We start from the raw sequence: 12,823 nt of genomic DNA on the forward strand, positions 1-12,823 counted from the left end.
GCCCCGTACCGGGCCGGGTCAGAGCCAGCCGCGCTCGTCCGCGACCCGCAGCGCCTCCGTACGGTTGCGGGTGCCGGTCTTGGCGATGGCCGAGGAGAAGTAGTTGCGGACCGTCCCCTCGGAGAGGTACAGCTTCGCGGCGATCTCGGCGACCCCGGCGCCCGGGCGGGAGGCGTTCAGCACGTCGCGCTCGCGGGCGGTGAGCGGCGAGGTGCCTGCGGCCAGGGTGGCGGCGGCGAGCTCCGGGTCGACCACCCGCTCCCCGGCCGAGACCCGGCGGATCGCGTCGGCCAGCACCTCGGCGGGCGCGTCCTTGACCACGAAGCCGACCGCGCCGGCCTCCATGGCCCGGCGCAGGTAGCCGGCCCGCCCGAAGGTGGTGAGGATGACGACCCGGCACCGCGGCGCCCGCTGGGCCAGGACGGCGGCCGCCGCCAGGCCGTCCAGACCGGGCATCTCGATGTCGAGGAGGGCGACGTCCGGCCGGTGCTCGCGGGCCGCCTCCGCCACCTGGTCGCCGCGGCCGACGGCGGCGACCACCTCGAAGTCGTCCTCCAGGTCCAGCAGGGCGCACAGCGCGGTGCGCACCAGCTCCTGGTCCTCGGCGAGCAGCAGACGGATCGTCATGGCGTCCCTTCGTGCGGAGAGTCGGGGCGACCGGACGGGACGGTCACCAGCAGCCGCCATCCGCGCGGGGCGAGCGGGCCCGCCTCGACCGTACCGCCCGCCGCCGCGACCCGTTCGCGCAGCCCGGTGAGGCCCTTGCCGCCGCCCCGGATGCCCCGGCCGCCTCGGGCACCGTGAGCGTCGGGTCCCGGACCGTCGGGTCCCGGGCCGTCGTCGCGGATCTCCACCGAGGTCGCGGTGAGCACCACCGAGCAGCGGTCGGCGCGGGCGTGCCGGACCGTGTTGGTGATGCCCTCGCGCAGCACCCAGCCGAACAGCTCGCGGTGGTCCGGCCCGACCGCGTCCGCCGCCGACGGCAGGTCGGCCACCACCCCGGCGGCGCGCAGCAGTTCGCGGGCTCGGGCGAGCTCCCCGGCCACGGTCACCTCGCGGTAGCCGGTGACGGCCGCACGCACATCGGCCAGCGCCTGCCGGGAGAGCGACTCCACGGCCGCCATCTCGGCGACCGACCGGCCCGGGTCCCGGTCGGCCAGCCGCTGCGCCAGCCGGGACTTGACGGTGATCGCGGTGAGGGAGTGGCCGAGCAGGTCGTGCAAGTCGCGGGCGATCCGGTCGCGTTCGGCCTCGGAGGCCAGCCGGGCCACCTCCGCCCGGGCGGCGACCAGCTCCCGGTTGGTGGCGGCGATCTCGGCGAAGGCGCGGCAGGTGAGCGCCGTGAACAGCAGCGCCAGCGCCTGGAACCCGCCCGGCCCGGAGTGCCAGGGGCGCACCGCCCAGGGCAGCAGGAAGGCGGCCAGCGCGGCCCCGGTCACCACCGTGCCGGCGTGCTCGCGCCACAGCACCGCGACCGCGGAGACGACCACCGTGGCGAGGAAGAAGGCGTCCGCGTGGGCGAACGGCAGCGCGGCGAGGAACAGGACGGTCATCACCGTCAGCAGCGGCACGATCCAGGTCCGTCGGCCGCGCTCCAGGGCGACGGCGGTGAGCGCGTAGCAGAGGCAGAACGCGGTGACCACGGCGTACCCGGCGGCCGCCGCCGCCCCGTCGACGGTGCCGTTCACGGCGACGGCGGTGAGTGCCGGGAAGACCAGCATGCCGGCGCCCAGCAGCAGGCGCCGTCGGCCGTGCCCCCAGCGGTGGGCGGCGCCCGGCGTCGCCCCGCGGTCGAGGTCGGTCACCCTCGCGTCCCTTCCCTCAGAGCCTGGCGAACAGGGTACGCAGCCGCCGCCCGTTGACCGGGACGGCCACTCCCAGCAGCGCGAGTCCGCACAGCCCTTGCTCGACCTTCATCCACACCGGGAAGACCCCCGGCAGGACGATGATCGTGGCGATCGCGGCGAGCATGACCGCCGAGACGATCCGCAGCCGCCGGAACGCCCCCCGGGAGCCGCGGGCCGCACGGTCGGTGAGCAGCAGGGTCACGGCGGCGCTGATCACGACGATGGTGCCGCGGATCCAGACCGCCGGGGTGACGAGGGAGTGGTGGTCGCGGAGGACGAAGGCGGCCACCAGGGTGAGGACGCTGAGGCCGAGGTAGGCGAGGACGAACCGCCGTACGGTGCGGAAGGCCCGCCGGGTGTCGCCGTGGAGCGGGCCGGCGGCTTCGGGGCCGGGGCCGGGGCCGGGACCGGTGCGGGTGTCGGTGGAGGTCATGCACCCATCGTGGCCACGGGCCCGGTGCGCGGTGCAGTGTGCTCCCGCACCGACGCACCATGACAATTGTCAGCGGGAGGGGCTGCGGCTCCTCGGGTTCGAAGACGAGCCCTAGATGTTCTGACCACGGAGGTTGGTGACGGGGTTCGCGGCCTGGTGATCTTGAAATGAGTGAGGGCCTTCTGGCTCGGTGTGGATTGCGACATCTGCACCGACTTCAGAAAGGCCCTCATGCCACACCGTAACGCACCGCTGACCGAGACCGGACGCCTGCGTCTGGCCCGCTGCGTGGTCGAGGACGGCTGGCCACTGCGCCGGGCCGCCGAACGCTTCCAGGTCTCGCCCACCACCGCGAAGCGCTGGGCAGACCGCTACCGCACGCTGGGCGAGGCCGGCATGAGCGACCGCTCCAGCCGCCCCCACCGCAGTCCGCGCCGGCTGTCGGCCCGCACCGAGCGGCGGATCATCAAGGTCCGTGTGCTCCGCCGCTGGGGACCGGCCCGCATCGCCCACCTGCTCCGCCTGAACCCGGCCACCGTCCACCGGGTCCTGGTCCGCTACCGCCTCGCCCGCCTCTCGCACCTCGACCGCGCCACCGCACGCCCGGTGCGGCGCTACGAACGCGCCGCACCGGGCGATCTGGTCCACGTCGACATCAAGAAGCTCGGCAACATCCCCGACGGCGGCGGCCACCACGTCCTCGGCCGCCAGGCCGGCCGCAAGACCCGCTCGGGCGCCGGCTACAGCTACCTGCACAACGCCGTGGACGACCACTCCCGGCTGGCCTACAGCGAGATCCTGCCCGACGAGCGCAAGGAGACCGCCGCCGCGTTCTGGGCCCGGGCGAACGAGTTCTTCGCCCGGGCCGGGATCACGGTCCAGCGGGTGATGACCGACAACGGCTCCTGCTACCGCTCGCACCCGTGGCGTGATGCCCTCGCGGCCGAGGGCATCACGCACAAACGCACCCGGCCCTACCGGCCCCAGACCAACGGCAAGGTCGAACGCTTCAACCGCACCCTGCTCGACGAGTGGGCCTACGCCCGGCCCTACCGCACCGAGCAGGAACGCCGCGACGCCTTCCCCGACTGGCTCCACACCTACAATCACCACCGCGGACACACCGCACTCGCAGGCAAGCCACCCGCCAGCCGCGTCCCCAACCTCACGGGTCAGAACACCTAGACCAGGCGCGTCACGGCCAGGGCCAGTGCGCGGTCGAGGGCCGCGTCGGCGTCGCACGGGACGTCGGGCCGGACGCCGGTGCCCTCCCAGTTGGTGCCCGAGACCGGGTTGACCGCGCGGGCGACGGGCACGCTGAGTTCCAGGTGCGGGTGCACCGTCCAGCCGTCCCGCGGGTGGGCGCCGCCGCGGGTGGCCTCCCCGACGACCTCGGCGCGCCCGAGCTGCTGCAGGTCGTAGGCGAGCTCCTCGGCGGCGGAGAAGGTGTTTCCGCTCGTCAGCACGTAGACCGGCTTGTCGGCGCCGAACCGGGCACCCGGTACGTACGGGGGAGTCCAGGACTGCTCGGCCACCTCGCCCTGCCGCGAGACGAGGGTGTTGAGGTGGGTGCGGCCGTCGAGCAGGTAGCCGCAGACGAAGGCGACCGTGTCCGGGTCGCCGCCGGTGTTGCGGCGCAGGTCCAGGATGAGGGCGCGGGCGGGGGCCGCCAGGGAGAGCGCCGCGGCCAGCGGCTGCGCGGCCCAGTCCAGCGGGAACACCTTGGGTCCGATCTCCAGGACCGCGACGCCGCCGTCGAGGAGCTCCACGCGCGGAACGCCGCCCAGGGAGGAGTCGAAGTCCCGGCGCATCGCGGCGAGTACCGCCGCGCCGCGGTCCGGCGGCACGGGCACGGCGTGGTACTGAAGGGCCAGGTGCAGGTCGCCGTTGACGGACCGCAGGTCCGTGGTGACCGCGTCGGCCAACTCCTCGGCGGATTCGGTCCGGTAGGCGCCCTCGGCGTTCCGGCGCCGCAACAGGGCCGTCAGTTCCCGGGCGGTGTCGGGGAAGACGTAGTGCTCGCCGACCAGGTCGGCGATCGACTCGACGACGACGGCGGCGTCCAGCGCTGGTGGCGAAGTGGTGGAGGTCATGGGAGGGAGTACACCAGCGGGCTTGCCAGAGCGTCAAGCGTACTTAACGCTTGATCTGGTGAGCCATCAATCAGACGAAGACGTCCAGCGGATCAGCACGCCTCAGCAGCACACCGCACTCGCCCACCCCGTGCGCCAGCGCCTGCTCTTCGCCCTGAGCGGCCGGCCGTCGACGATCAGCCGGCTCGCCGCGCAGCTGGGGGTGAACAAGGGCAGCGTCTCCCACCACCTCAGGGTGTTGTGCGAGGCGGGGCTGGTCCAGGACGCGGGAACGCGGCAGGTGCGCGGCGGTACCGAGAAGTACTACCGGCGGACCGCCGAGCGGCTCCTCGTCGCCGAACCGCAGGCCGAGGGCACGGCCGCGCTGTTCGGCGCGGTCGCCCAGGAGCTGGACCGCTCGCCCGCCGACCACCTTCTGACGCTTCGTCACATCAGGCTCAGCCCGGCCAAGGCGGCGCGGCTGGCCGAGGCGCTGGCCGCACTGGTCGACGAGACGGAGGAGGATCCGGAGGGCGAGCCGGTGTACGGGCTTCTGGTGACGCTCTATCAGCAGGCCGGTGTGTAGGGCCTGTTCGCCGGAGATCGTGTCGCGGTACGACCGGCGACACGCACCGCCCCCGGCGTGAACGTTCGCTTGACGTTCCGCGGCCCGGATCGGCTCCGCGGCGCGGCGGCCGGCCCGATGGGTGCTCCGGTGGGTGCTCCCGGTGGGTGCGCTCGGTGGTGCTCCCAGTGGCGGCCGGGCCGGGGGTCCGGGCCGGGGTCCGGGTCCGATGTGCGGACTCTATCCCAGACGACACATCTTGAACGCGCGGGGCTCCTGGGTGGCCAGGTAGCGCCCGGCGCCCCGGTGCGGTGCCTCGACGGTGCCAGGTGGGCTGTCCTGCGGATGGTCGTCGTCACCGAATGTTTCCCGGCGGTTTCGTTGCGTGCTCATGACGCCCGGATCTGTGATGTCTGTGTTCAGGAAGATAACGAAAAGGCCCCACGTCATCTCGTCTTGGATTTACTTCTTGACTCCATTCGGCATGTGCGGGTTGACTCCCTCACACCCCGCCGCACCGTCGCGGCGACGTCAGGGAGGCACCCCCACATGAACGCAATGATGCGTCGCGCCGTTATCGCCACTGCGGCCGTCTCGATGGCTCTGTCCATGGCCGCCTGCGGCAAGGCCGGCAGCGACAAGAAGGACTCCGCCGCCTCCGGCGACAACAAGTCCATCGGTCTGCTGCTGCCCGAGAACGCGTCCTCGACCCGCTACGAGTCCTTCGACCGCCCGTTCATCGAGGCCAAGGTCAAGGCGCTGTGCGCGGACTGCAAGGTGCTGTACAACAACGCCGAGGGCAGCGCGTCCAAGCAGAAGCAGCAGTTCGACACCCTGATCGCCCAGGGCGTGAAGGTGATCGTGCTGGACGCCTTCGACGCCACCTCCACCCAGGCCTGGGTCAAGGAGGCCGCCGACAAGGGCGTCAAGGTCGTGGCCTACGACCGCCTGGCCACCGGCCCGGTCGCCGCCTACGTCTCCTTCGACAACGAGAAGGTCGGCGAGCTCCAGGGCCAGGCCCTGGTCGACGCCCTCGCGGGCAAGGCCGCCGACGCCAACGTCGTCATGATCAACGGTGACTCCGCGGACCCGAACGCCGGCCAGTTCAAGGCCGGAGCGCACAAGGTCCTCGACGGCAAGGTGAAGAAGGTCGTCTACGAGCAGTCCGGTGAGTGGAAGCCCACCGTCGCCGGCCAGAAGATCGGCGCCGCGATCACCGAGCTCGGCAAGGACGGCTTCCAGGCCGTGTACTCCGCCAACGACGGCATGGCGGGCGCGATCATCACCCAGCTCCAGGGCGCGGGCATCAAGGTCCCGGTCGGCGGTCAGGACGCCGGCCTCGACGCGATCCAGCGCATCGTCAACGGCGACCAGGCCTACACGATCTACAAGGCCTACCGCCCGCTCGCCGACAACGCCGCCGAGCTGGCCGTCGCGCTGCTCCAGGGCAAGGACGTCAAGTCCGTGGCCACCGCGAGCGTCGACAGCGCCACCGACAAGGGCATCCCGGCCAAGCTGCTCGACCCCAAGGTCGTCACCAAGGCCAACATCAACGACACCGTGATCGCCGACGGCCTCTACAAGGCCGCCGACATCTGCACCGCGGACTACGCCGCCGCCTGCGCCACCGCCGGCCTGAAGTAGCACCGTCCGGGCGGAGCTCCCCCTCACCCCGGGGAGCACCGCCCGCACCGCGCGGCGGGCCACGCCCCGCCCCGGCACCCCCTTTTCGACGTTCACCCGCCCGCCCGCACGGCGCGCGGGCCACCCCGGCCGCCCACCCACCGTCACGGCGAGCGCGGGAAGAAGGAGATGGTTCACGTGACAGGCGCACCCGTACTGGCGTTGCGCGGGGTCTCCAAGCGCTTCGGCGCCGTCCAGGCACTGACCGACGTGCACCTGGAGGTACACGCCGGCGAGGTGGTGGCCCTGGTGGGCGACAACGGCGCCGGAAAGTCCACGCTGGTGAAGACCATCGCCGGAGTGCACCCGATCGACGAGGGAACGATCGAGTGGGAGGGGCAGTCGGTCACCATCGGCCGGCCGCACGACGCCCAGGCGCTCGGCGTCGCCACCGTCTACCAGGACCTCGCGCTCTGCGACAACCTCGACGTGGTCGGCAACCTCTTCCTCGGCCGCGAGCTGAGGCGCTTCGGCACGCTCGACGAGGTCGCCATGGAGAAGCGCGCCCGGGAACTGCTCGACACCCTCTCCATCCGCATCCCGAGCGTGCGCATCCCGATCGCCGCGCTGTCCGGCGGCCAGCGCCAGGTGGTCGCCATCGCCCGCGCCCTGGTCGGCGACCCCAAGATCGTCATCCTGGACGAGCCCACCGCCGCGCTCGGCGTCGAGCAGACCGCCCAGGTCCTCGACCTGGTCGAGCGGCTGCGCGACCGCGGCCTCGGCGTGATCCTGATCAGCCACAACATGGCCGACGTCAAGGCCGTCGCCGACACCGTCGCGGTCCTGCGCCTGGGCCGCAACAACGGCGTCTTCGAGGTGGCGAACACCTCGCACGAGGAGATCATCTCCGCCATCACCGGCGCCACCGAGAACGCCGTCACCCGGCGCCAGGCCCGACTCGCGGAGGACGCGAAGTGACCACCGACCAGACCACCACCCCCGCCGCTCCGGCGGACGCGGCCCCCGCGGTCGACCCCCGGCTGCTCGTCCGCGAGGCCGGCCTGGCCGGCTACGTCGCCGAGTTCAAGCGGAAGATGAAGAACGGCGACCTCGGCTCCGTTCCCGTCGTCCTCGGCCTGATCCTGATCGGCGCCATCTTCCAGGGCATCACCGGCGACTTCCTCAACGCCGACATCCTCACCAACATCACCAAGTGGATCGCCGGCCCCGGCCTGATCGCCGTCGGCATCGTCTTCGTGCTGCTGCTCGGCGAGATCGACCTCTCGCTCGGCTCCGTCGCCGGTGTCTCCGCCGCGATCGCCGCCGTGCTGTCCGCGCGCTCCGGCTACAACGAGTGGCTCTCCTGCCTCATCGCGGTCGCCGCGGCCGTCGCCATCGGCGCCCTGCACGGCTTCTTCTTCGCCAAGATCGGCGTACCGGCCTTCGTCGTCACCCTCGCCGGCCTGCTCGCCTGGAGCGGCCTGCAGCAGTACGTGCTGGGCGACAAGGGCACCGTCAACGTCGTCAACGACGGCGTCCTGGCCAACCTGGACACCTACTTCCTCGGTGACGGCGACATCGCCTACACCTGGGGCCTGGCCGTCCTCGGCATCGCGCTCTTCGCCGCCGGCCAGCTCCTCGACGCCCGCCGTCGCGCCGCCGCCGGCCTCGCCGCGCGTCCGACGAGCGAGATCGCGCTGCGCACCGGGGTCCTCGCCGCGATCGCGCTGACCGCCGCCTACATGCTCAACCAGGACCGCGGCCTGCCGCTGCCGCTGGTGGTCTTCCTGGGCGTGGTCGTCATCACCGACTTCGTCCTGCGCCGCACGAGCTACGGCCGGCAGATCTTCGCCGTCGGCGGTGGCGTGGAGGCGGCCCGCCGCGCGGGCATCAACGTCGCCTGGGTGCGGATCTCGGTCTTCATGATCTCCGCCGGCATGGCGGCGCTCGGCGGCCTGTTCATCGCCTCGCAGCAGGGCTCGGCCGACAAGCTGCTGGGTGGCGGCAACGTCCTGATGAACTCGATCGCCGCGGCCGTCATCGGCGGCACCAGCCTGTTCGGCGGGCGCGGCAAGACCTGGTCCGCCCTGCTGGGCATCCTGGTCATCCAGTCGATCATCACCGGGCTCGACCTGGTCCACGTCGACCAGGCGATCCAGTACATGATCACCGGCGCCGTGCTGCTCGCGGCCGTCGTCCTGGACTCCGTCTCCCGCCGCACCCGCAAGACCGCCGCACGCTGACCCCTCGGCGCACGCGGCACGGGCCGGTCCGGTACCCACCCCCTCGGGTACCGGGCCGGCCCGCTCGCGTCGTACCCGTGGGCACACGCGGTGTCCACAAACGGAACCACCCTTTGACGTAGGCGGGTTCCCTCCTCCCGGGCCCTGTCGCGGCCTGTCGGGCGTGGCTAGCATGGGGCAGCTCCACGAAAGGTTCCAATGACCAGAACCACAGGGAGGACCCCCATGAGTGCACTGGTGACCGACGTCCGCGACGCCGGCCTGCTGGACATCGACGAGGACGCCATCGCGTTCGAGGACGCCTTCGACGCGGACCTCACGCCGGTCGCTTGTCTCGCCGACCCGTGGGTCACGTACGTCCCGACCCGCTTCCCCTGCGAAGACTTCTGATCCCGGCGATCCGACCGGAGGACAGCGGAACCGGGGGAGGGAACGGACCCTTGAGCACACCACCCGCCCCCGCCCCCGGCTCCGCCGACGGGCTGCGGCGCAGCGTCGAGGCGCTCGCCGCAGCTGCCGCCGCAGCCGCCACCGGTACCGCTGACGCCGCCGCGCGCGGACCGCTGCGCACCGACGGACAGTGGTGGTACCTCCAGGACCGGCGGCTGCCGGAACTGGCGCACGGATGGAAGCTGCACGTGTCCGCCCGCCCCGGCGGACTCGCGGACCTGCTGGGGGTGGTGCTCCCGATCCTGCTGCGCCACACCTGCGACGTGAAGTTCGCGCACAGCGCGGCGGTGCTGCAGGAGCTCAACAGCGGCCGGCACGGCGGCGCCGCCGTCGGGAAGGCCGTGACGGTCTACCCGAGGCCGGACGAAGTCCACGCCCTGGGGCAGGAGTTGGCGCAAGCGTTGGCCGGCTGGGCCGGTCCCGAGGTGGTCAGCGACCGCCGGATCAGGCCGGACTCCCCGGTGTACTACCGCTACGGTCCCTTCCGGGTCACGGAGGAGGAAGCGGAACGCGGCATGGCCGGCCCCGACGGCTCGCGGTTCCCGGGCCTGGCAGAGGCCCGCTACCGTCAACCGCCCTGGGCGAACGACCCGTTCGCGCCGGAGGGCGACTCCGCCCGGACGGCGACCACCCGGGTCGGCGACGGCCGCTACCGCATCACCGCCGGGATCTCCCGCGCGCCCAGCGGCCACGTCTACCGCGCCGTCGAACTCGCCACCGGGCGCGAGGTGGTGGTCAAGCAGGCCAGGGCCTTCGTCGCCGAGGACGGCGCGGGCACCGACGCGCGCGGCCGGCTGCGGCACGAGCGCCGGGTGCTCGCCGCACTGGCGGGCGTGTCCGGGGTGCCTCCGCTGGTCGACTACTTCCGGCACGGGACCGACGAGTACCTGGTCAGCGGCGCCCGCGGCCGGCGCGACCTGCGGCGGGAGGTCCTGACCTCCGGCCCGTACACCGCTGCCGAGGGCGGGGGAGAGGGCGAGGGCGGGCGCGACGGCCGGGCGCTGGCGCGCGAGCTGCTGCGGATCCTGGACGCGGTGCACGCGCGCGGCGTCGTGGTCTGCGACCTCAAACCCGCCAACGTGGTGCTCGACCAGGACGGCCGCGCCTCGCTGGTCGACTTCGGAGTGAGCGCCCTGGCCGGCGACCGTCCGGCCGGGGCCACCGCCGGCTACGGCCTGCCGGGCGGCACCGGCCACGACCCCACCGAGGACCTCTACGCGCTGGGCACCACCCTGCACTACGCCCTCACCGGACTCGACCCGGTCGTCATCGACCCCGATCCGGAGACGAACCGCGACCGGACCGTGGCCTGCCTGCGCGCGGCCCTTCCGGAAGCGGACGCGCTGGTGGACCTGGTCGCGGGGCTGCTGAGCTTCGACCCGGCGCGGCGCGCCGAGGCGGCCTCGGGGCTCCGGCGTTCCGACCCGACCGCCCTCACACGGCGCCGGCCCGCGCGGCCCGGGCGCGCGCCGTTGGACGAAGCGCTGGACCACACCGTCACCACCTGCGTCCGGATGGCCCGCGAGCTGGTCGCGGCCGGCCCCGGCACGGAACGGCCGCGCACCCTGCTCTCGCTCTACGACGGCGCGGCCGGGCTCGGCCTCGAACTGCTGCAGCACCCGGAGCGCCCGGACGCCCGCTCCGCCGCCGCCGACCTCGCCCGCTGGACCGCCGCCCACCCGGCCCTCGACCGGCTGGACGACTCCCTGTACCAGGGCCGGGTCGGCGTCGAGCTGTTCCTCGCGGAGGCGGCGGGGGTGCTGGGGGCGAAACTGCCGGAGGCTGGCCCGTCCTGCACGCTTGGTCGGAGCGCGGGGACGGGCACGGGGACGGATCAGATCGGGGGCGCGGCCGGGATCGGCACCGGGCGGTTGCTGCTCGCGGAGCTTCGCGGCCCGGAGGCCGACGGGCACCGGGAGTCCGCCGCCCGCTGTGCGCTCCGGCTGACCACCGGGCCCCTCGACGAACCCGAGGACGAGCCCAACCCCGGTACCGCCGCCCTCGCGGAGGGCTTCGCCCACGGCCGCGCCGGCATCGCCCACTTCCTGCTCGCCATGCCCGACGAGGCGTCCCGGCACACAGCCCGCCGGATCGTCGACGGCCTCGCCGCCGACCTCCCCCGGATCGCGGACGCCGCGCTCCGGCCCGGTGCGACCCGCCGCTACCTCTCCTGGTGCCGGGGGCTGGCAGGACTCGGCACACTGCTGGTCCAGGCCGGACTGCGGTACGGCGACCAGGAGTTGCTCGACCTGGCCGCCGACGCCGCCGACACCTGCCGGACCCTCGCCCCGCGGACCGCCCAGGTGTACCGCTGCTGCGGCCTGGCCGGCGTCGGGGACCTCCTGGTCGACCTGGCCGTGGCCACCGGGGACAACCGCCACTGGACGGCCGCCGAAGAACTCGCCGGCCTCCTCCTCACCCGTGCGGGCGGCCCGCCGACCCGGCCGGTCCTCGCAGGCCGGCAGCCGGACGCCGAGGCCCGTGCCTGGGCGGTCGGCACCCCCGGCGTCACCACCTTCCTGCGCCGCCTCTCCCGCCGCGGCGGCCCGGTGCCGGGACTGCTGCCGCTGAGCTGAGCCGCCCCGGCAGGGCACGTGAGAGGTCCTCCGGGAGACGCGCGGGAGTTCGTCGCGGAGCGCCGGGTGCCTTCCCGCGGAACGGCTGCGAAACGCCCGGCCGAGTGCGCCGGAAATTCCCCCATCGAGCGGGTGCGGACGGCCGCGCCCGCCATTCGGCGTGCTTCTCGATTCCCGCTCAGGAAAAGGTCGTTCGACCGCTGTCGGAGGCGGAACATCGCAGGTCGGTGGCGGATCGCTCAAGCGCCGCTGAAGTGGCGGCGGCGATGCGCCGTCGGGGCACGGACTACCGGCCAAACGCCCGGCGGACCGTATCGCCGGCCCGTTCCCGCGGCCTAGAGTCGACCTCGGGCGGCGCGACGCCAGGGTCCGAGGGATCCGCGGTCGACGCACCCACGGGGGGCCCGGCACATCCCGCAGCACCACCCACCTCGCAGGCGCGTCCCGGCCCGGCCGGCCCGTCTGCCACCTCAAGGGAGTCCGCCATGTCCGACAACACTCTCGACCTCCAGGACCTCGACCTCAGCGAGCTGACCGTCACCTCCCTGCGCGACACCGTCGCGCTGCCGGAGAACGGCGCCTCCTGGGGCTCCTGCTCCTGCCAGGCCTCGTCCTCCTGCGCCCAGCCGCAGGACATGAGCGCCCCGATCGGCTGACGTTCCGTCAGTTCACCGTCCGGCCCAATCCGTTCGAGATTCCGGGAGACCGCAATGTCCGATCAGGCCCAGCGCGAGCTCACGCTCGCCGACGTACTCGACCTCGACAGCCTCGACCTGGGGGAGCTGACCGTCACCTCGCTGCGCGACACCGTCGCGCTGCCCGAGACCGGTGCCTCCGGTGGGGTCAGTTCGAGCTCCTGCGGATCGTCGTCCTGCGGCGTTCCGCACCCGCCGGTCCTCGAGACCTACTGAGGTCGGTAGCAGGGCACCACCCGCACCACCCGTAGGCCCCGCACCACCCCGTGAGCTCCGCAGCACTCGCAAGCCCCGCACCACCGCGCACCTGATACGCAGC

13 protein-coding genes are annotated in these 12,823 nt (G+C 73.2%); 9 read left to right on the top strand and 4 right to left on the bottom strand.

Annotated features, from left to right (window positions below; translation table 11 throughout):
* Window positions 1–18: 18 nt before the first annotated feature.
* The 3 genes from IE332_RS30490 to IE332_RS30500 are packed head-to-tail and all read right to left on the bottom strand — an operon-like array spanning window position 19 to window position 2,280.
* The gene (locus IE332_RS30490) at window positions 19–627 is read right to left on the bottom strand and encodes a response regulator transcription factor (protein ID WP_189922658.1); all 609 of its coding nucleotides are present in this window, start codon (window positions 625–627) and stop codon (window positions 19–21) included.
* Window positions 624–1,805: a sensor histidine kinase gene (locus IE332_RS30495; RefSeq protein WP_229929043.1), complete on the bottom strand. Its 1,182-nt coding sequence runs from the start codon at window positions 1,803–1,805 to the stop codon at window positions 624–626. Before IE332_RS30495 ends, IE332_RS30490 begins: the two co-directional genes overlap by 4 nt.
* Window positions 1,806–1,821: 16 nt before the next feature.
* Window positions 1,822–2,280, bottom strand: a complete 459-nt coding sequence (locus IE332_RS30500; protein WP_189922660.1) for a hypothetical protein — start codon at window positions 2,278–2,280, stop codon at window positions 1,822–1,824.
* A 231-nt stretch (window positions 2,281–2,511) separates the two neighbouring features.
* Here IE332_RS30500 and IE332_RS30505 point away from each other — a divergent pair, with 231 nt between their 5' ends.
* On the top strand, window positions 2,512–3,465 hold the full coding sequence (locus tag IE332_RS30505; protein WP_189922662.1) for an IS481 family transposase: 954 nt from the start codon (window positions 2,512–2,514) through the stop codon (window positions 3,463–3,465).
* Here the strand turns inward: IE332_RS30505 and IE332_RS30510 are convergent.
* Entirely contained in the window at window positions 3,462–4,373 is a 912-nt protein-coding gene (locus IE332_RS30510; protein WP_189922664.1) for a S41 family peptidase, read from the bottom strand. The two genes, IE332_RS30505 and IE332_RS30510, sit on opposite strands and share 4 nt — an antisense overlap.
* Window positions 4,374–4,431: 58 nt before the next feature.
* Here IE332_RS30510 and IE332_RS30515 point away from each other — a divergent pair, with 58 nt between their 5' ends.
* From IE332_RS30515 to IE332_RS30550, 8 genes are all read left to right on the top strand, one after another.
* Window positions 4,432–4,938: an ArsR/SmtB family transcription factor gene (locus tag IE332_RS30515; protein ID WP_229929044.1), complete on the top strand. Its 507-nt coding sequence runs from the start codon at window positions 4,432–4,434 to the stop codon at window positions 4,936–4,938.
* 528 nt (window positions 4,939–5,466) lie between these two features.
* Window positions 5,467–6,561 (top strand): sugar ABC transporter substrate-binding protein, encoded by a 1,095-nt coding sequence (locus IE332_RS30520; RefSeq protein WP_189922666.1) that lies wholly within the window; start codon window positions 5,467–5,469, stop codon window positions 6,559–6,561.
* A gap of 168 nt (window positions 6,562–6,729) precedes the next feature.
* The gene (locus tag IE332_RS30525; RefSeq protein WP_189922668.1) at window positions 6,730–7,518 is read left to right on the top strand and encodes an ATP-binding cassette domain-containing protein; all 789 of its coding nucleotides are present in this window, start codon (window positions 6,730–6,732) and stop codon (window positions 7,516–7,518) included.
* Window positions 7,515–8,783, top strand: coding sequence for a sugar ABC transporter permease (locus IE332_RS30530; protein WP_229929045.1), 1,269 nt, complete (start codon window positions 7,515–7,517; stop codon window positions 8,781–8,783). Before IE332_RS30525 ends, IE332_RS30530 begins: the two co-directional genes overlap by 4 nt.
* A gap of 225 nt (window positions 8,784–9,008) precedes the next feature.
* Window positions 9,009–9,173 (top strand): SflA family class IV lanthipeptide, encoded by a 165-nt coding sequence (locus IE332_RS30535; protein ID WP_189922671.1) that lies wholly within the window; start codon window positions 9,009–9,011, stop codon window positions 9,171–9,173.
* A gap of 50 nt (window positions 9,174–9,223) precedes the next feature.
* On the top strand, window positions 9,224–11,809 hold the full coding sequence (lanL, locus tag IE332_RS30540) for a class IV lanthionine synthetase LanL (protein WP_189922673.1): 2,586 nt from the start codon (window positions 9,224–9,226) through the stop codon (window positions 11,807–11,809).
* A gap of 485 nt (window positions 11,810–12,294) precedes the next feature.
* On the top strand, window positions 12,295–12,465 hold the full coding sequence (locus IE332_RS30545; RefSeq protein WP_189922675.1) for a thiazolylpeptide-type bacteriocin: 171 nt from the start codon (window positions 12,295–12,297) through the stop codon (window positions 12,463–12,465).
* Window positions 12,466–12,519: 54 nt separating this feature from the next.
* Window positions 12,520–12,720, top strand: a complete 201-nt coding sequence (locus IE332_RS30550) for a thiazolylpeptide-type bacteriocin (RefSeq protein ID WP_189922677.1) — start codon at window positions 12,520–12,522, stop codon at window positions 12,718–12,720.
* Window positions 12,721–12,823 lie beyond the last annotated feature (103 nt).

The organism is Kitasatospora xanthocidica (assembly GCF_014656195.1).
GTDB classification, from domain to species: Bacteria; Actinomycetota; Actinomycetes; order Streptomycetales; family Streptomycetaceae; genus Kitasatospora; species Kitasatospora xanthocidica.